A 17731-nucleotide genomic window follows, 5' to 3' on the forward strand; every position below is an offset into this window, starting at 1 on the left:
AGGTATGACAAAAGACGCACCTGTCGTTGTCCTGAACGGCGTCGAAAAAAGTTTCGGCGCCGTTCAGGCCCTAAGAGGCGTTTCGCTGGAGCTTTGGGCCGGCGAATGCCTCGGTCTTGTCGGTCATAACGGGGCCGGCAAATCCACGCTGATGAATGTTCTTTCCGGCAACCTCGTTCCCGATACCGGGCGGATCGAGGTCGCGGGCTCCGACATCACGGATCGGCTCACTCCACAGAACGCGACACGGCATGGTGTACGCTGTGTCTATCAGGAACTGTCGCTATGCCCCAATCTCTCCGTTGCGGAGAACGCGCGCATTACGCATCCATCGATCTCCGGACCCGGTTGGCGACGCAGGGCACGTGCCCTGATCGGCGGAATGCTGGATACGGTTTTTCCCGGTCATGGCATATCGGCGGATGATATCGTCGGCGACCTCTCCATTGCCAAACGGCAGATGGTGGAGATTGCACGGTCATTTGCCGTGACGACAACTGAAGCCAGGGTTGTGATCCTTGATGAGCCGACCTCCTCGCTGGATGCCGTTGCCGCGACTAAGCTGCTGTCCCATGTGCGTCGCTATGTTGAGGCCGGTGGCAGCTGCGTTCTGATCTCCCACCTTCTTGGTGAAATCCTTGAGGCTTCGGACCGTATTGCCGTGATGCGCGATGGTGGCGTGGTCGAGCTGGATGACGCGGAGCATTTCAACAGGGACAGCCTTGTTGCTGCTATGGGCAGTGTAGCCGAGGACGCCCGGGACAGCGCCGACCGACCGGTAATCCGCGACAGTGCGCCAATCGTTGTCGAGGCACGGCCCAAAGCGCCTGATAGTCTGGCCCTTGCCGCACATCAAGGCGAAGTCGTCGGGCTTGCGGGATTAAGCGGGCAGGGCCAGACCGAGCTGATTGTGGACGTGTTCGACCATGCCTCCGGTGCGCAGGTGGAGGGCAGTGTGGCGCTGGTTGCGGGTGATCGGCAGACCGATGGCGTGTTCCCGCTCTGGTCAATTGCGGACAACATTTCTGTCGGGTCACTCCAACGGTTTCTGCGTGGCATTTTGATTGATCAAACTCAGGCACGTGATTTTGCGGATGAATGGCGTCAACGTATTGGTATACGGACGCCGGATGTGGATGACCCGATCCTTTCGCTGTCCGGTGGTAATCAACAGAAAGCCCTTTTCGCCCGCGCACTTGGCTCAAGCGCGGAAATCATTGTGATGGACGATCCAATGCGGGGGGTGGATGTCGGAACGAAGCAGGAGGTCTACGGAATGATCCGGGACGAGGCCGCCCAGGGCCGGACGTTCCTTTGGTACACGACCGAAATGGACGAACTGAGAAATTGTGACCATGTCTATGTTTTTCGTGAAGGTGGCATCGTCGCGGACCTGCCCCGGGCGGAGATGACAGAGGAGCGGGTGTTGCACGCCTCGTTTCGTGCTGACGCATGAACGGGCTGTTTTCGCCAAGGATGCTGCGCAGCCTGTTGCCGCCGCTCTCGCTCGCGGTGCTTCTGATAGCGATTTTCTATCTTCAGCCGCGCACCATGAGTTATTTTGGGCTGAATCTACTGTTGAACCTGGCCATTCCAATTGCGCTGGCGACGATAGCGCAGATGTTTGTGCTCTGCGTGAATGAGCTTGATCTGTCGATTGGCGGGTTTGTCAGCCTTGTGGCGTGTATTACCGCAACCTGGCTTTATGACACACCACTCCTGGGGATTGCGGCATTGATTGGGCTGGTGGCGGTCTATGCCGCGCTCGGGGCGCTGATCCATTTGCGCAATTTACCGTCAATTGTGGTGACCCTGGGCATGTCCTTTGTCTGGTTGGGGCTTGCCGTGCTGGTTCTCCCGACACCAGGGGGCAAGGCGCCGGAATACATTCGCACACTGATGACGCTCAAACCGCCCGGCATCCCGTTTCCGATTATCGCTTCGGTGGTTATCGCAATCGTCGTGCACATTCTGCTGATGCGCTCTGCCTGGGGTACCGTTCTACGTGGCGCGGGGGGTAATCCGCGCTCGCTCGAGCGGGCGGGCTGGTCGCTGTTGCGGATCAAGATGATAATGTTTGCGCTCGCCGGATTTTTTGGCGTTCTGTCGGGCATGGCTCTTGTTGGGCTGACAACCTCGGCGGACGCGAATATCGCATTGCGCTATACGCTTCTCTCGATTGCCGGGGTGATACTTGGCGGTGGAGAATTCGTGGGTGGGCGTGTTTCCCCAATAGGGGCGGTAATCGGCGCTGTTACCCTCGCTCTTGCGGGTTCGTTCCTGTCATTCCTGCGGCTCAATCCCGACTGGCAGATCGGTGCGCAGGGCGCGATTTTGATCATCGTTCTGGCGCTTCGGATTCTCATCAGCCGGACGGAGGCGAAACGATGACTGGCGTGCTGCATATTTTCCGACAGCCCTGGATATGGGCCTGGATCGGTGCGGTTGCCGTTTGGCTTGCAACGGCAACCTTCACCCAGGGCCGTGGGGCGACAGAGGTTCTGTCGGCTGCCATGACCTTCGGAGCCTTTTTCGTGATCGTGGCTTTGGGGCAGATGTTCGTCATCACGCTCGGTCCGGGAAATGTCGACCTGTCCATCCCGGCCTGCATGACGTTGGCGGGTACCGTCGCGATGAAAACGATGGACGGCAGTGCGGGTATGATACCGGTTGGGTTGCTGATTGCTTTGGCCATTGGGGCAGGGGTTGGGGCAATCAATTACGCGCTGATACGCATGCTCCGGATTCCGCCAATTATCGCGACCCTGTCGTCCAGTTTCATCTTCCAGTCCGCAGCAATCTGGTGGAACCGGGGTCTCCGCGTCAAACCACCGGAACCACTGGGCGATTTCACGACGGCGAAGATCGCAGGCGTGCCATTGATCGCCCTTCTGGTCATGATTCTTGCCGTGGCGGGACATGTTCTTTTGACCCGCACGATGTACGGACGGGGTGTGGTTGCCATCGGTCAGAACATCCGCGCGGCGCATCTGGCCGGCGTCAAAGTCGAACGCATCCGCGCAGCGACCTACATCATGTGCGCGACACTGGCGGGGCTTTGCGGCTATCTGCTTTCAGCGTTTTCGGGTGGTGCGGCGCTCAACATGGGTGAGGAGTACCTGTTGAGTTCGATTGCCGTGGTTGTGATCGGTGGTACATCCGTGGCGGGTGGTTTCGCCAATGTTCCGGGACTCTGGGGTGCCGCACTGTTCCTGTTCCTGCTCGTGACCATGCTGAACACTTTTGGAGCGGGGGCGGGCGTCAGGCTGGTTCTGACGGGTCTCATCATCATTGGCGTTATTGTCGCGGCAAGCGGTGGCAAGCGACGGACGTGATACGAGACTGTCACCATTCCGGGAGCTACTGCACGGCTGTCTGGTTCGGTGATTTTCTTCGCAGATGTTCCCACGCCTCAAATTGCGACAGGAACACCTGCCCATTGAGGGTTGTTGTAAGATGTGACCGGGTGAGCCGATCCATGACGGGCCCCTTCACTTCGGAAAGGTGCAGGCCCACGCCCATATCACTGAGCCGGTGGTTGATCGCCTCAAGACTTTCGAGCGCGGAGTAGTCTACTTCGTTCACGGCCGAAAACATCAAAATAACATTGCGGATATCACATCCCTCGGTCACACGGCTCTGGATCAAATCTTCCAGGAAGCGCGCGTTCACGAAGTAGAGGCTCTCGTCAACACGCAGCGTGACGAGAGTGGGGTCGGTTACGACCTTGTGGCGGTGGATATTCCGGAAGTGTTGCGTTCCCGGGACCAGCCCCACCTCCGCCACGTGGGGACGTGACGTTTTGTAGAGGTGGAGCATCACGGAAAGAATCACACCGGATGCGACGCCTGCTTCAACACCCACGAGAAGTGTCACGGCGATAGTTGCCACGACCGCACTGAAATCAGCGCGGGAATATTTCCATGTTTTTTTTAGTATCGACAGATCAACCAGCCCCAGCACCGCGACGATGATGGTCGCGGCGAGCGTGGCATTGGGTAGGAAGTAGACAAGCGGTGTCAGAGCAACGGCGGCAATGGCCAGACCAATGGCGGTAAATGCGCCTGCAGCCGGGGTCTCGGCTCCAGCGTCATAGTTGACGACCGAGCGGGCAAATCCGCCTGTAACGGGGTAGCCACCTGTGAATGCCGCGCCAAGGTTGGCGGCGCCAAGCCCAATAAGCTCCTGGTCGGGATCGATGCGCTGACGTTTTTTCGCCGCGAGGGTCTGGGCCACGGATATCGATTCCACGAAACCAATGACCGAGATCAGAATTGCTGGAACGAGCAGGCTGCCCACCAACTCTGGGGAAAGACCGGGCATGGTCAGAGGCGGCAGGCTTTGTGGCACATCGCCCACAATCTTTACGCCCTGTTCCGCAAGGTCAAAAATCTGGACAGCAAGCGTGGTTGCGACCACTGCCGCCACCGGTCCGGCTTTGGTCAGGATGTCGGCGGGCAGCGATGGTACACCCAGCCGTTTTAGAAAGGCTTTCAGGCTTTTGCGCACCCAGAACAAAAATGCAGTTGCCGACAGTCCGATCGCCAGAGTGACAAGGTTGGTGTCGTCCAGATGAGACCAAAGCCCGCCGAGCATTTGAGGGAGTGTGTGTCCGCCGGCCGGAACGCCCAGAATGTGTTTAAGCTGGCTCGTTGCGATCAGGATGCCGGATGCGGTAATAAACCCGGCAATGACCGGGTGACTAAGGAAGTTGGCAATAAATCCAAGGCGTAAGACTCCAAGAAGAAGCAGAAATCCGCCGGACAGAAACGCCAGAGTGAGTGCCGCAACGGCATATCCGGCCGTTCCCTGCGACGCAACTTCACCCACGGCAGCTGCGGTCATCAGCGAGACCACCGCAACAGGACCGACGGCAAGTGCCCGGCTCGTGCCGAAAACCGCGTAGAGGATGATTGGCGCGATTGAGGCGTAAATTCCGGCTTCGGGCGGCAATCCCGCCAGCAACGCGTAGGCAAGAGATTGCGGGATCAGCATGATGGTCACGATTACCGCGGCAACCAGGTCATTGGCCAGGGCCGTCCGCGTGTAGCGGCGGCCCCAGTCGAGGATCGGAAAGTAGCGAAGCATTTTTGGTCCTGTCAAAATCGCCCTAGGTCGACGTCAATTACGCGGGCATTATTCTGCCGCAACCTGCACCTTCTCAGGCTTCGCCATCCATTCATGGCCGCGCAGCATTGCTTTCCAGTAAATCGGCGGCAGAAAACGCTCTTTCAAAAGCCAAGCGGCGCGTGTTGGTTTGGTGCCGTCGATCAGCCAACTTGGAAAACTCGGCTTGAGGACACCACCATACCCAAACTCAGCCAAAACGATTTTCCCGCGCTCGACGGTCAATGGGCATGAGCCGTAGCCGTCATATTGCGCAACAGCCGAATGGCCTGCGATGTCAGCGACAATGTTCTCCGCCACGGTCGGAGCCTGCTTGCGCGCGGCTGCCGCCGTTTTGGCATTCGGCGCATTCATAACATCGCCGAGGGACCAGATGTTCTCAAAAGTCCTGTGGCGCAGTGTGGCCTGGTCCACGTCGACCCAGCCAGCGGCATCCGCAAGGGGGGAGACGCGAATGAAATCCGGCGCGGTCTGGGGCGGGCAGACATGGATCATATCAAACTCAACCTGGACATCCTCAGGTTCGGTGTCCGGCTTCGACACCCTGAATTTCGCAGTTTTCGCGGGTCCATCGATTGAAATGAGGTTATGGAAAAAATTCAGCTTGGCATCGTATTTTTCCACGTATTCCATAAGCGCGGGCACGTAGTCCTTCACACCGAACAGAACGCCACCCGCGTTCATGAACTGGATGTCCATGTTCTTCAGGACACCACGCCTGAACCACGCATCGCCGGAGAGATACATGGCCTTTTGCGGTGCGCCCGCGCATTTGATCGGCATGGGAGGCTGCGTAAAAACGGCGCGACCCTGCTCCATTCCCTCCACCAGTTCCCAGGTGTAGGGCGCGAGATCGTACCGGTAGTTTGAAGTGACCCCATTGTGACCTAGGGTCTCCACCAGACCCTCGACTCCGGCCCAGTCCAGTTTGAGGCCTGGGCAGACCACCAGACGTCCGTACTTCACCACGCGGCAGCCATCGAGTACCACCGCATTGTTTTGCGGTTCAAACGCCGCGACCGCAGAACGGATCCACTTCACCCCACGCGGAATAAGCGACCCCATTGTTTTTGCCGTTTCCGGCGCCTCAAACACGCCGCCGCCCACCATTGTCCAGCCTGGCTGATAGTAATGGGTGTCCGCGGGGTCGATCACGGCAATGGAAAGGTCCCGCTTGCGGGACTTGAGACTGGCGGCCACGGAAATGCCACCAGCCCCGCCACCCACGATCACCACGTCGTAGCTGGCGTCACCCACATCCGTTGGTGTCCGCCCACCGTTCACGATGCGGCGGGCGACACCATTCATGTCGTACCCAGCCCCTTTTGTACGCGACAGGATTTCGGAAATCGGACGCTTTTTTGCTTCATGGAGCGACCAAAGCGTTGCCGACCGTGTGCCGGTACGGCAGTAGGCCAAAGCGGGGCGCTTTACTTCCGACAGGGCTTCACCAAATACCGTGACATCCTCATCCCGGACCATACCGGAGACAACAGGAATGTATCGGGTCTCAATCCCCTCCGCCTTGGCCGCAGTCTCTATCTCCTGAAAACCCGGCTGGTCCGCACCTTCCCCATCCGGGCGGTTACAGATAATGGCACGAAACCCCGCTTCCCGTATCTCGGCCATATCTGAAACGGCGATCTGTGGAGATACGGTGAATTTCTCCGATATTTTCCTTAAGTCCATTGCGGTAATCCTCCCTGTTGCAATGCCGTTGGCCTGATTAGGCGCATGCCTACTCAGCGGCTGATCTGGCGGCCTCGGCGTTGAATGTGCGGGCTTCTTTCGATGTGAAGCGGTTCAGCGGTACACGCAGGACTGCGCGCCCCTGTTCGTCACCATCCGGCAGGCGCCCGCCGCGAATGTTGATCTGAAGCGCGAACAGCATCCGGTCCGGCAAAGGCAGCGTTGCGTCCCGCTCGTCGCGAACCCTGATGAATTCCTCTCGGGCAATGCCGTCTTTCACATGGATGTTGGATGCCCTGTGCTCGGCAACCGTTGCCATGCAGGCTTCGTCACGGCCACCCTTGCAGTAATCGTGACCTACGAAGATCCTTGTGTCCCCGGGGAGTGCAAGAATGGCCTGGAGAGTGTCCCACATTTCTGCTGAGGACCCCCCTGGGAAATCACAGCGCGAAGTACCGCTGTCGGGCACCATAAAGGTGTCGTGGGCAAAGACCGCATCACCCATTTTGTAGGTAATTGAAGCGAGTGTGTGTCCGGTCGACAGCGTGACATCCACGGTGCAGTTCCCTACCTTGAAACTGTCCCCGTGCTCAAACAGCTGGTCCCAGTATTCCGGATGCCCCTTCAGGCTGTCGTCAGCGTATTTGTCCGACCAGATGTCCTGGACCCGCAGTACGAGTTAACCGATAGCCTGCTTTGGTTTGCCACCGAGCTGGTCCTTGATGTAGCTTGCGGAGGAAAAGTGATCGGCATGGGGATGGGTGTCGAGGACCCATTCGACGTCCAGACCCTGATCCCGCACATACGCAAGGATTTCGTCGGCACTCCAGGTCCACGTGGCCCCGGCGGCGGGATCAAAGTCCATAACCGGATCGACGATCACCGCTTTTTTCGTGTCCGGGCACCAGGCCACGTATTGCCAGGAGCCACTCGCTTTCTCGTAGAATGCGGCGACGTTTGGGCTGTCGGTGTTTTCCGTTGCAGGATGGAATTGCATTTTACGTCTCCATTCTTGTTTCAGGCTGCGGCCCCGAGTTCCAGTGCCATGGTGAAGGCAAGTTTTTTGCAGCCCCGGTCGATCCGATCTCAGGGCTGCTGTTGTTCAGGTTTGCCTGGCTGTGGGGCGATGAGGCGACCCCTCTTTTTCAGGGTCACCGGGAAGCCCTGCAGGTCCTGATGCCTAGAATGCTGTAGGCCGGACAGTTGCCAATTAGTGCTGTCACAAAGAAAACGGCCGCAACCGCCAGAGCCAACCAAAACATGATGCCCGAGCCCGTTGCAAAGGCGAAGTAAATGAGTGCAGCTGCCACTACGAGGCGCAGGCCCCTGTCGATTTTTCCCATATTGACTGTCATTTCCAGATCCCTTCCTGAATCACCTAAGGCAACCTGACATGCACGGTGCCAATTCTTCGGTGACTTCATCACCGAAGCGAAAACTTTGTACTCGTGCCCAAGCCCTGACCAGGGTTGCGAAGTCGGTCGGGGATTAAACCACCAGAATTTTTTACGCCGGGCCGGTAGACATTCCGGAGGAAGAAAGTATCGGATTCTCTTTTACACAAACCGCAATAGTCTTTACCGGGTCTTCTGACAGGTACTCAAAAGGACGGACAAATGATTGAACGTATAGATACCGCCACGCGGATGAGCAAAATCGTTAAGCACAATGGCGTGGCATATCTCTGTGGTCAGGTCGGTGAGGGGGACACGGTGGCTGAACAGACCCGCGATTGTCTGGCGCGTGTGGATGCCCTTCTGGACAAGGCCGGTTCTTCGAAGTCACAGATCCTCCAGACGATTATCTGGCTGGCGGACATGAAGGACTTTGCCGAGATGAATGAAGTTTGGGACGCATGGGTGCCGGAAGGCGAGGCCCCGGCAAGGGCCTGTGGCGAGGCCAGACTTGCGCGTGACACGCTTAAAGTCGAGATCATCGTGACAGCCGCTTACTGACGCACTTTCCATAGGGGTTTCTGCTGCACCAGGACCTGTACTAAAGTTTTCCTCGTCACCCTTTCCGCCTATGCTAATCTTTAGCCGGGAGGTCAGGCGCATGAAGGATCATTCGCACATTGAGGAAATTGGACAGGTCCTGGACGGGACCCAGACGGGCCGCGATGATTTTGTTTCGGACTCCTGGCGTCGCTGCGTTGAAGTCTACGGCATGGATCCAACCCGCAGGGAACCGGCCCATGTCGTAACGGAAGCCGAGCTTCGCGATCACCGTAAGCAGGCGGAATGGATGATTGCAGCCGCGCGGTCGGGCCTGCAATCGCTCTTCCGCCAGGTTTCGGGACAGGATTATGTTCTGCTGTTAGCCGACGCCAAAGGCGTATGCGTGGATTTTTTTGGCGACGACAACTTTCTTGACGACCTCAGAAGCGCAGGGCTCTACCTGGGCTACAACTGGTCCGAGGACCTGGCCGGCACCTGCGGCGTCGGTGCCTGCATTGTCACGCAACAACCGGTCACCATCCATCAGGACGACCATTTTGGAAATGCGCACACCGCGCTGTCCTGTACTGCCGCGCCGATTTTCGACAGTCTGGGGCAGATGGCAGCCGTACTCGACATTTCCCTGCTGCGGTCTCCGACCCCGAAGACGAGCCAAAAACTTGCCATGAGCCTCGTGACCAACTCCGCCCGTCGGGTAGAGATGGCCAATCTGATGGCCGAAAGCCGGCAGGACTGGGTATTGCGTCTTTCCGCCAGCCCGGAGTTTCTCGACGTCGACCCCGAGGCCGCGGTTCGCCTCGACGGCTCCGGTCGGGTCATTGGACATACCAACGCCGCACGGCAGCTTTTTCCAGACGGCGACCCGATTATCGGGCGGGGCATCGACGAGGTTTTGGGCATAACCGTGGACGATCTACCGGATTTGATGCGTAACAGACCAACCGAGGACCGGGTTGTTGAAATGCTTGATGGCGGTGCCCTGTTCGGCCATGCAATCGCACCGCGCAACCCGCGAAGAACTTACGGTGGTGTGCGACGTGGCGGAGTATTGGCAGGTCTTTCGGATGGCGACCCTGTAATGACACGAATGCTGTCTCAGGCGGAGAAGCTGGCAAAAACCTCGATTCCACTGCTCATTCACGGCGAGACCGGCACGGGAAAAACGAAGCTTGCCCGCACCATTCACATGACCGGGCGGGCTGGCGGCTTCGTCAGCATCGATTGTGCTGGAGCGACGGCTACCGCACTGGAAGAAGCGTTCAGCCATGTCTTCGGTCCCACGACGCTCCTTCTTCGCCACATTGAGTATTTGGAGGAGGCGACTTCCGCGTTGCTCTCAGGTTTTCTGGATCAAAGGCCCGATGTGCGTACGCTCTCAACCAGCACCGTCAGCCCGAAGGATCTCGCGCTTCCACAATCGCTGTTTCATCGGCTGCATGGCTATACCCTCTCACTTCCGCCGCTAAGACAACGGCAGGATCTGGGGTGGCTGATAGACCGGCTGTTGCGGCGCCGGGCGCCAGATGACTTCCGGCTATCGCCGTCGGCCCGGGCAGATTTGATGGGCCGAACCTGGGCAGGCAACCTGCGGGAACTGGAACATGCCCTTGATGTTGCTGTCGCACTTTGCGAAGGCCAGGTCATCGACCTGCCTGATTTGCCGCGAGCTGCCGATGCACCGGGCGAAACCGGGGAAAGCCTGGAACAGATTCTTGACGCCTGCGGCTGGAATATGGCCCGCGCCGCCCGACGGCTTGGTGTGAACCGCTCGACCGTTTTGCGCCGTATGCGTCGCGAGGGGTTGCAGGCGCCCAACTAAATTGTTGCGCGGCGTTGCATCCGCAACATGTTGCAATGCGGCGTTAACTTTTTGCCCCTCAGAGCCCTTCAAGTCGTGGAACGACTGAAAATTTGCGCGCTACGACTCGTCGCAATCAAACGAGGAGGAGGAAGCGCAATGCTGGATATCAATGTAACCGTAGAGGTTGAGGAAACCTTAAGCAGCCTCAACGACGCTCTGACCGCCGGCGACGTGAAAGCGGTGGCCGCGCTGTTCGCAACCGACAGCTATTGGCGCGATCTGGTCGCCGTGAGCTGGAACCTGAAAACCGTTGAAGGGCCTGCTGGCGTAACGGATCTGCTCAGAAGCCAGCTTGCGCATTGCCATCTGCGCAACTTCAAAATCCAGGATGGCGAAGATCCAACCTGGGACGGAGAGGTGGTCACCGCATGGGTGACATTCGAAACCGACACCGGACGTGGCTGGGGCCTTCTGCGGCTGAAAGACGGACGCATCTGGACTCTTTTGACTGCGTTGCAGGAACTCAAAGGGTTTGAGGAAAACCGCGGCACACGCCGCCCGATGGGAGCAGAGCACGGGGCCCGCAAGAACCGGCGGTCATGGAAGGAACTGCGTGATGCCGAAACCGCGAGTCTCGGCTATGAAACACAGCCCTACACCGTGATCATCGGGGGTGGGCAGGGCGGCATTGCGCTCGGCGCACGCCTCCGGCAGCTCGGTGTACCGGCAATTGTTCTCGACCGGCATGACCGCCCTGGCGACCAATGGCGCAGCCGCTACAAGTCGCTCTGTCTACATGATCCGATCTGGTACGATCATTTGCCCTACATCAAGTTCCCCGACAACTGGCCGGTTTTCACACCGAAGGACAAGGTCGGTGACTGGCTTGAAATGTACACCAAGGTCATGGAGATCAACTACTGGAGTCGAACCGAGGTCAGGAAAGCCGACTTTGATGAAGAGACCGGCACCTGGACCGTGGAGGTCGACCGGGACGGCGAGAAGGTAACGCTAAGACCGACTCAGCTTGTTCTTGCAACAGGCATGTCCGGCAAACCCAACATGCCGACTTTTCCCGGCATGGACAGCTTCAAGGGCACAATTCAACACTCTTCACAGCATGACGGGCCCGACGCCTGGACCGGGAAGAAGGTCGTGGTAGTCGGATCGAACAATTCAGCACACGATATTTGCGCAGCATTGTGGGAGGCCGATGCCGACGTCACGATGGTTCAGCGGTCCTCCACACATATCGTGCGTTCTGATACCCTGATGGAAATTGGCCTTGGGGCGCTCTACTCGGAGGAAGCCCTCGCCAACGGTGTAACTACCGAAAAAGCCGACATGATCTTCGCCTCGCTTCCTTACAAAATCATGCATGAGTTTCAGATCCCGCTTTACGATCAAATGCGTGAGCGGGATGCTGAATTTTATGCCGGCCTCGAAAAAGCGGGGTTCCAACTCGACTGGGGCGATGACGGATCGGGCCTGTTCCTGAAGTACCTGCGCCGCGGGTCTGGCTACTACATCGACGTCGGCGCCAGCCAGCTCATCATTGATGGCGAGGTTAAACTGGTGCGCGGCCAGGTAGATCACTTCGAAGAGGATTCGGTAGTGCTGAACGACGGCACACGGCTGGAGGCCGACCTCGTGGTCATGGCTACCGGTTTCGGCAGCATGAACGGATGGGCAGCGGATCTGATCTCTCAGGAGGTCGCCGACAGGGTGGGCAAAGTCTGGGGCCTTGGCTCCGACACCACTAAAGACCCTGGCCCGTGGGAAGGCGAACAGCGCAACATGTGGAAACCGACGCAGCAGGAAAACCTCTGGTTCCATGGCGGCAACCTTCACCAGTCGCGTCACTATTCTTTGTATCTCGCTCTGCAGCTGAAGGCCCGTTTAGAGGGGCTCGAGACTCCGGTCTACGGACTTCAGGACGTACATCACCTGTCATGATCCCGGCCTGACCGAACGGCACCTGGTTCACACAGCCGGGTGCCAGGACTTCAAACAAACCGAAGGAACCAAAACAATGAAAGCTGCACGTTGGTATGGCGTGAAGGATATCAGGGTCGAAGAGGTCGTCTCACCGGAACCCGGCCCTGGCGAAGTCGCTCTAAAGGTCGCATGGACCGGCATTTGTGGCAGCGATCTGCATGAATATCTCGCCGGCCCGATTTTCATTCCTGTTGAAGAGGATCACCCTCTGAGCCGAGACCGCGCGCCCATCACCATGGGTCATGAATACTGTGGCACTGTCACCGAATTGGGCGAAGGCGTCACGAATGTCGCCGTTGGAGACCGGGTCGCTGTCGAACCCATTTTCGCCTGTGGCAAATGCCCGGCATGCCTTGAGGGCAAATACAACCTCTGCGACAACCTCGGTTTCGTCGGTCTTTCCGGCGGCCATGGCGGGTTCGCCTCGGTTTCCGTGGTACCTGCCCGCATGGTCCATAAAATGCCGGATGCCCTGTCGATGGAGCAGGGAGCGCTGGTTGAACCGGCTGCCGTTGCTCTGCACGCGGTCCGCATGTCGAAAATTCAAGCCGGCGACAGCGCTGCGGTGTTCGGTGCTGGCCCGATCGGTCTGCTGGTCGTTGAAGCGTTGCGTGTCGCCGGCGCGGCACAGGTTCATGTGATAGAACCTTCGGAGGAACGCCGTGCCAAGGCACTCGAACTCGGAGCGACGTCCGCAATCGACCCGACCAAAGATGACCCTGTCGGCAAAATCCGTGATGCCACAGGCGGAGTGCATGTTGCTTTCGAGGTCACCGGAGTTCCACAGGTGCTGCCCCAGTGCATAGATAGTACGCGCCACGAGGGACAGACGCTCATCGTTTCGATTTGGGAGGGTGAGGCCTCGTTCCAGCCGAACACCGCGGTTCTGAAGGAGCGCCAACTACTTGGCACAATTGCCTATCGCAACGTTTACCCGGCGGTGATGGAACTCATGACCCAGGGATATTTCAGCGCCGGCAACCTCGTCACCAAGCGAATTTCCATCGACAACATCGTCTCCGAAGGGTTCGAAGCACTCGTCGCGGAGAAATCTCAGGTTAAAATTCTCGTGGAAGCACCTGATTAGATCGAAAAGAATCCGAAGCGAGGATATTTTCACCTCGCTTCGGTTGCTAGTGACTGAAGCCTGCAATGTGCGGGCATCACTGGTCTGCTTTTGACAGGCAGATATTCTGCGAAAATTATGGCGAGACCAGGGATCCTACGAAAACGCGCCGCTTCAACCCATTATGAACGGAGACCGGAAGTCCTCAGGCCATTATGAATTTGATTGTCGCCCCCCCTTTGTTCTATTGAGCCCCTTCAAAATGGTGGTTTGGATATGATCAACTTTTCCCTCCCGGTTACGGACGCCTTCAGGGCCCTGCAGCACACCGCGCGTGAGCGCATCATGATCCTGGATGGTGCCATGGGCACGATGATACAGACGCTGAACATGACCGAGGAGGATTTCACGGCGAACGGTCACATACACGGCCCGGGCTGCCGGCATCATCAATCCGACCACCCGCAAAAGGGTAACAACGACCTTCTGGTGCTGACGCAACCGCAGGCTGTCGAAGGCATTCAACTGGAGTTCGCACTGGCCGGGGCCGACATTCTCGAAACCAACACGTTTTCTTCGACGACCATTGCCCAGGCCGACTATGGTCTGGAAGGTGCCGTGCATGACTTGAACGTAGCCGGTGCTCAGGTGGCCCGTCGGGCTGCCGATCGGGCAGAGGCCAGAGATGGAAAAGCCCGCTACGTGGCGGGGGCCGTTGGTCCCACCAACCGAACCGCTTCCATCAGCCCCGACGTTAACGATCCCGGCTATCGGGCCGTGACATTCGACGAGCTGCGTGTCGCTTACGGCCAACAGATCGATGGACTCATTGAAGGCGGCGCCGATCTGATCCTTATTGAGACCATCTTCGACACCCTGAACGCCAAAGCCGCGATTTTCGCGGCATTGGAAAGTTTCGCAAAAGTGGGGAAACGACTGCCGGTCATGATTTCCGGTACGATTACCGACGCATCGGGTCGTACGCTTTCCGGTCAGACGCCAACCGCGTTCTGGCACTCGGTGCGTCACGCGCGTCCTTTTACCGTAGGACTGAACTGTGCTCTCGGGGCAGACGCAATGCGGCCACACCTGACCGAACTTTCCGGTGTGGCGGACACAATGATCTGCGCCTATCCCAACGCCGGTCTACCCAATGCATTTGGAGAGTACGACGAAACGCCAGACCAGACTGCAGCTCTGGTCGAGGTGTTCGCACGGGATGGTCTTATCAATGTGGCCGGTGGATGCTGTGGTACCACGCCGGACCATATCCGCGCCATCGCGGACCGCGTCGCAAAACATGCCCCCCGCACAATCAGGGAGCTGACAAATGCCTGAACCCCTCCTGCGCCTCTCCGGCTTGGAACCATTTGTTCTGACCCAGGACATCCCTTTCGTGAATGTCGGCGAGCGCACCAACGTTACCGGCTCCGCCCGTTTTCGCAAACTGATCACCAACCGCGACTACGCCGCAGCTCTCGATGTTGCCCGTAGCCAGGTCGAAAACGGCGCACAGATCATTGACGTCAACATGGACGAGGGTCTGATCGACTCAAAGCAGGCCATGATCGAGTTCCTGAATCTCGTGGCCGCCGAACCCGACATCGCCCGCGTACCCATCATGATCGACAGCTCCAAATGGGAGGTGATCGAGGCCGGTCTGAAATGCGTGCAGGGCAAACCGGTGGTGAACTCCATTTCACTGAAAGAGGGCGAAGACGCGTTCATTCATCAGGCCTCGCTTTGTCTCGCATATGGTGCGGCGGTTGTGGTTATGGCGTTCGACGAACAGGGCCAGGCCGACAGTCTCCAACGCAAGACCGAAATCTGCGAACGCGCCTATCGTGTGCTTACCGAAAAGGTCGGATTCCCGCCAGAAGATATCATCTTCGATCCCAACGTCTTTGCCGTGGCCACCGGTATTGAGGAACACGACAACTACGGTGTTGACTTCATTGAGGCGACTCGCTGGATCCAAAAAAACCTGCCGCACTGTCACATCTCCGGTGGAGTTTCGAACCTGTCCTTCAGCTTCCGAGGCAACGAGCCGGTACGGGAGGCCATGCATGCGGTGTTCCTTTATCATGCGATCAGCGCTGGCATGGACATGGGTATCGTCAACGCCGGTCAACTAGCGGTCTACGACCAGATCGACCCGGACCTGCGCGAGGCCTGCGAGGACGTCGTGCTCAACCGGAAACCGGCAAATGGCGGCAACGCTACCGAAAACTTGCTCGAAATCGCTGACAAATACCGCGGGCAGGGCGGGGCAACCGGACGCGAAAAAGACCTGAGCTGGCGCGAATGGCCGGTCGACAAACGCCTCGAACACGCTCTGGTCAACGGCATCACCGAATATGTTGACGAGGACACTGAAGCCGCGCGCCTCGGCGCAGAAAAACCCCTCGACGTGATTGAGGGGCCGCTTATGGCGGGCATGAATGTGGTCGGCGACCTTTTTGGGGCGGGCAAAATGTTCCTGCCGCAGGTGGTAAAATCCGCCCGCGTCATGAAACAGGCCGTAGCCGTTCTTCTGCCCTACATGGAAGCTGAAAAGGATGGCAAGCGGGAAAGCGCGGGCCGCGTTCTCATTGCTACAGTGAAAGGCGATGTCCACGACATCGGCAAAAACATTGTCGGTGTCGTGCTTGCCTGCAATAATTACGAAATAATTGATCTTGGTGTCATGGTCCCGCCCCAGAAAATTCTGGAGGAGGCAAAAGCCCAAGACGTCGACATCATCGGCCTCTCGGGGCTGATCACCCCGTCACTTGATGAAATGGTTCACCTAGCCTCAGAGATGGAGCGCGAGGGCTTTGGGATACCGCTCCTTATTGGTGGAGCGACAACGTCGAAAGTCCACACTGCCGTCAAGATTGCTCCGCAATACAACAGGAGCCAGGCCATTTACGTAACGGATGCCAGCCGCGCGGTCGGTGTGGTGTCATCGCTACTCAGCAAAACCCAGCGCCCGAAATATATCGAAGGCATCCGCTCGGAATATTCAGAGGTGGTCGAACGGCACGAACGGGCCGAACGCGCTAAAAAGCGTTTGCCACTGGCTGATGCCCGGGCCAACGCAATGAAAATCGACTGGTCTGAGTACAGCGCGACCGAACCCAAAATCACGGGCACAAAGGTCATTGAGGACTGGGATCTCGCGGAAATTGCCAGCTATATTGACTGGACCCCGTTTTTCCAGACCTGGGAACTTAAGGGCGTCTACCCCCGCATTCTGGAGGACGAAAAGTACGGCGACGCCGCGCGTAGCCTGTTGAACGACGCACAGGCGATGCTGCAACGGATTATCGGTGAGAAGTGGTTTGGCCCCCGCGCCGTAATCGGCTTTTGGCCGGCAAACCGCAAGGGCGATGACATTCAACTGTTTAAGGACAGCAAACGGACCGAACCGCTTGCTACGCTCACCACGTTGCGGCAGCAAACTTCGAAACGCAAGGACAGCCCAAATCTGGCGCTGGCAGATTTCGTGGCACCTGATGGCGTACCAGACTGGATCGGCGGCTTTGTGGTCACGGCGGGTCCAGAGGAAATCGACATAGCCGCCGACTACGAAAAACGCGGCGACGATTATGGTTCCATCATGGTCAAGGCCCTGGCAGACCGCTTCGCGGAAGCTATGGCGGAGATGTTACATCAAAAAGTCCGAAAGCACCATTGGGGCTACGCACCGGACGAAAGCTTCAATTCCCAGGAACTGATCGGTGAGCCGTACGACGGTATCCGCCCAGCTCCAGGTTACCCCGCGCAACCGGATCACACGGAAAAACGCACCCTGTTCGACCTTCTGAACGCAAAGGCAAACACCGGCGTCGAACTGACTGAAAGCATGGCAATGTGGCCGGGTTCTTCCGTTTCGGGCCTCTATATCGGTCACCCCGAGGCATATTATTTCGGCGTGGCGAGGATCGAGCGCGATCAGGTCGAAGATTATGCCACCCGTAAAGGCATGTCGGTGGCGGAAGTTGAACGCTGGCTGGCTCCTGTTTTGAACTACCGCCCCGGTGACGCGAAAGCGGTCGCTGCGGAATAGGTCCGTGGCAACAATAAAGCTCCCGCGTCACATGACGCGGG

At 58.1% G+C, this 17731-nt stretch carries 14 protein-coding genes; 9 read left to right on the top strand and 5 right to left on the bottom strand.

All coding sequences use genetic code 11. The annotated features are described in order from the left end of the window. Nucleotides 1–4: 4 nt before the first annotated feature. The 3 genes from ACP15P_RS17420 to ACP15P_RS17430 are packed head-to-tail and all read left to right on the top strand — an operon-like array spanning nt 5 to nt 3335. Nucleotides 5–1456, top strand: coding sequence for a sugar ABC transporter ATP-binding protein (locus tag ACP15P_RS17420; protein ID WP_424929738.1), 1452 nt, complete (start codon nt 5–7; stop codon nt 1454–1456). After that, complete coding sequence (locus ACP15P_RS17425; RefSeq protein WP_424929739.1) at nt 1453–2391, top strand: ABC transporter permease; 939 nt, start codon at nt 1453–1455, stop codon at nt 2389–2391. Before ACP15P_RS17420 ends, ACP15P_RS17425 begins: the two co-directional genes overlap by 4 nt. Continuing rightward, a complete protein-coding gene (locus tag ACP15P_RS17430) occupies nt 2388–3335 on the top strand; it encodes an ABC transporter permease (RefSeq protein WP_424929740.1) in 948 nt (315 codons plus the stop codon). Before ACP15P_RS17425 ends, ACP15P_RS17430 begins: the two co-directional genes overlap by 4 nt. Before the next feature lie 25 nt (nt 3336–3360). Here the strand turns inward: ACP15P_RS17430 and ACP15P_RS17435 are convergent, their stop codons facing one another. The 5 genes from ACP15P_RS17435 to ACP15P_RS17455 all read right to left on the bottom strand — a co-directional run bounded on the left by ACP15P_RS17435 (nt 3361) and on the right by ACP15P_RS17455 (nt 8240). Continuing rightward, nucleotides 3361–5088 carry a SulP family inorganic anion transporter gene (locus ACP15P_RS17435; protein WP_424929741.1) on the bottom strand — a complete coding sequence of 576 codons (1728 nt, stop codon included), beginning with the start codon at nt 5086–5088 and terminating at the stop codon, nt 3361–3363. Between the two features lie 48 nt (nt 5089–5136). Next, nucleotides 5137–6816: a bifunctional protein tyrosine phosphatase family protein/NAD(P)/FAD-dependent oxidoreductase gene (locus ACP15P_RS17440; protein ID WP_424929742.1), complete on the bottom strand. Its 1680-nt coding sequence runs from the start codon at nt 6814–6816 to the stop codon at nt 5137–5139. A gap of 49 nt (nt 6817–6865) precedes the next feature. Then, nucleotides 6866–7372, bottom strand: coding sequence for a hypothetical protein (locus tag ACP15P_RS17445; protein ID WP_424929744.1), 507 nt, complete (start codon nt 7370–7372; stop codon nt 6866–6868). A gap of 123 nt (nt 7373–7495) precedes the next feature. Beyond that, nucleotides 7496–7813, bottom strand: a complete 318-nt coding sequence (locus ACP15P_RS17450; protein WP_424929745.1) for an MBL fold metallo-hydrolase — start codon at nt 7811–7813, stop codon at nt 7496–7498. Nucleotides 7814–7967: 154 nt separating this feature from the next. Then, the gene (locus tag ACP15P_RS17455) at nt 7968–8240 is read right to left on the bottom strand and encodes a YgaP family membrane protein (RefSeq protein ID WP_424929746.1); all 273 of its coding nucleotides are present in this window, start codon (nt 8238–8240) and stop codon (nt 7968–7970) included. Between the two features lie 192 nt (nt 8241–8432). Here ACP15P_RS17455 and ACP15P_RS17460 point away from each other — a divergent pair, with 192 nt between their 5' ends. The 6 genes from ACP15P_RS17460 to metH all read left to right on the top strand — a co-directional run bounded on the left by ACP15P_RS17460 (nt 8433) and on the right by metH (nt 17690). Beyond that, nucleotides 8433–8771, top strand: a complete 339-nt coding sequence (locus ACP15P_RS17460) for a RidA family protein (protein WP_424929747.1) — start codon at nt 8433–8435, stop codon at nt 8769–8771. A 100-nt stretch (nt 8772–8871) separates the two neighbouring features. After that, nucleotides 8872–10593 carry a sigma-54-dependent Fis family transcriptional regulator gene (locus ACP15P_RS17465; RefSeq protein WP_424929748.1) on the top strand — a complete coding sequence of 574 codons (1722 nt, stop codon included), beginning with the start codon at nt 8872–8874 and terminating at the stop codon, nt 10591–10593. Between the two features lie 138 nt (nt 10594–10731). Beyond that, the gene (locus ACP15P_RS17470) at nt 10732–12531 is read left to right on the top strand and encodes an NAD(P)/FAD-dependent oxidoreductase (RefSeq protein ID WP_424929749.1); all 1800 of its coding nucleotides are present in this window, start codon (nt 10732–10734) and stop codon (nt 12529–12531) included. 76 nt (nt 12532–12607) lie between these two features. Further along, nucleotides 12608–13660 carry a 2,3-butanediol dehydrogenase gene (locus ACP15P_RS17475; protein ID WP_424929750.1) on the top strand — a complete coding sequence of 351 codons (1053 nt, stop codon included), beginning with the start codon at nt 12608–12610 and terminating at the stop codon, nt 13658–13660. A gap of 255 nt (nt 13661–13915) precedes the next feature. Next, nucleotides 13916–14977 carry a homocysteine S-methyltransferase family protein gene (locus ACP15P_RS17480; RefSeq protein WP_424929751.1) on the top strand — a complete coding sequence of 354 codons (1062 nt, stop codon included), beginning with the start codon at nt 13916–13918 and terminating at the stop codon, nt 14975–14977. Then, nucleotides 14970–17690, top strand: coding sequence for a methionine synthase (metH, locus tag ACP15P_RS17485; RefSeq protein WP_424929752.1), 2721 nt, complete (start codon nt 14970–14972; stop codon nt 17688–17690). Before ACP15P_RS17480 ends, metH begins: the two co-directional genes overlap by 8 nt. Nucleotides 17691–17731: the final 41 nt, after the last annotated feature.

Source organism: Amaricoccus tamworthensis (assembly GCF_049800875.1).
GTDB classification, from domain to species: domain Bacteria; phylum Pseudomonadota; class Alphaproteobacteria; order Rhodobacterales; family Rhodobacteraceae; genus Amaricoccus; species Amaricoccus tamworthensis.

Bases quoted from the DNA above. Each gene is read 5' to 3' on its own strand.
- metH (WP_424929752.1), top strand. From the start codon at position 14,970: ATGCCTGAACCCCTCCTGCGCCTCTCCGGCTTGGAACCATTTGTTCTG.
- ACP15P_RS17480 (WP_424929751.1), top strand. From the start codon at position 13,916: ATGATCAACTTTTCCCTCCCGGTTACGGACGCCTTCAGGGCCCTGCAG.
- ACP15P_RS17455 (WP_424929746.1), bottom strand. From the start codon at position 8,240: ATGAAGTCACCGAAGAATTGGCACCGTGCATGTCAGGTTGCCTTAGGT.
- ACP15P_RS17420 (WP_424929738.1), top strand. From the start codon at position 5: ATGACAAAAGACGCACCTGTCGTTGTCCTGAACGGCGTCGAAAAAAGT.
- ACP15P_RS17435 (WP_424929741.1), bottom strand. From the start codon at position 5,088: ATGCTTCGCTACTTTCCGATCCTCGACTGGGGCCGCCGCTACACGCGG.
- ACP15P_RS17450 (WP_424929745.1), bottom strand. From the start codon at position 7,813: ATGCAATTCCATCCTGCAACGGAAAACACCGACAGCCCAAACGTCGCC.
- ACP15P_RS17465 (WP_424929748.1), top strand. From the start codon at position 8,872: ATGAAGGATCATTCGCACATTGAGGAAATTGGACAGGTCCTGGACGGG.
- ACP15P_RS17470 (WP_424929749.1), top strand. From the start codon at position 10,732: ATGCTGGATATCAATGTAACCGTAGAGGTTGAGGAAACCTTAAGCAGC.
- ACP15P_RS17475 (WP_424929750.1), top strand. From the start codon at position 12,608: ATGAAAGCTGCACGTTGGTATGGCGTGAAGGATATCAGGGTCGAAGAG.
- ACP15P_RS17440 (WP_424929742.1), bottom strand. From the start codon at position 6,816: ATGGACTTAAGGAAAATATCGGAGAAATTCACCGTATCTCCACAGATC.
- ACP15P_RS17460 (WP_424929747.1), top strand. From the start codon at position 8,433: ATGATTGAACGTATAGATACCGCCACGCGGATGAGCAAAATCGTTAAG.
- ACP15P_RS17430 (WP_424929740.1), top strand. From the start codon at position 2,388: ATGACTGGCGTGCTGCATATTTTCCGACAGCCCTGGATATGGGCCTGG.
- ACP15P_RS17425 (WP_424929739.1), top strand. From the start codon at position 1,453: ATGAACGGGCTGTTTTCGCCAAGGATGCTGCGCAGCCTGTTGCCGCCG.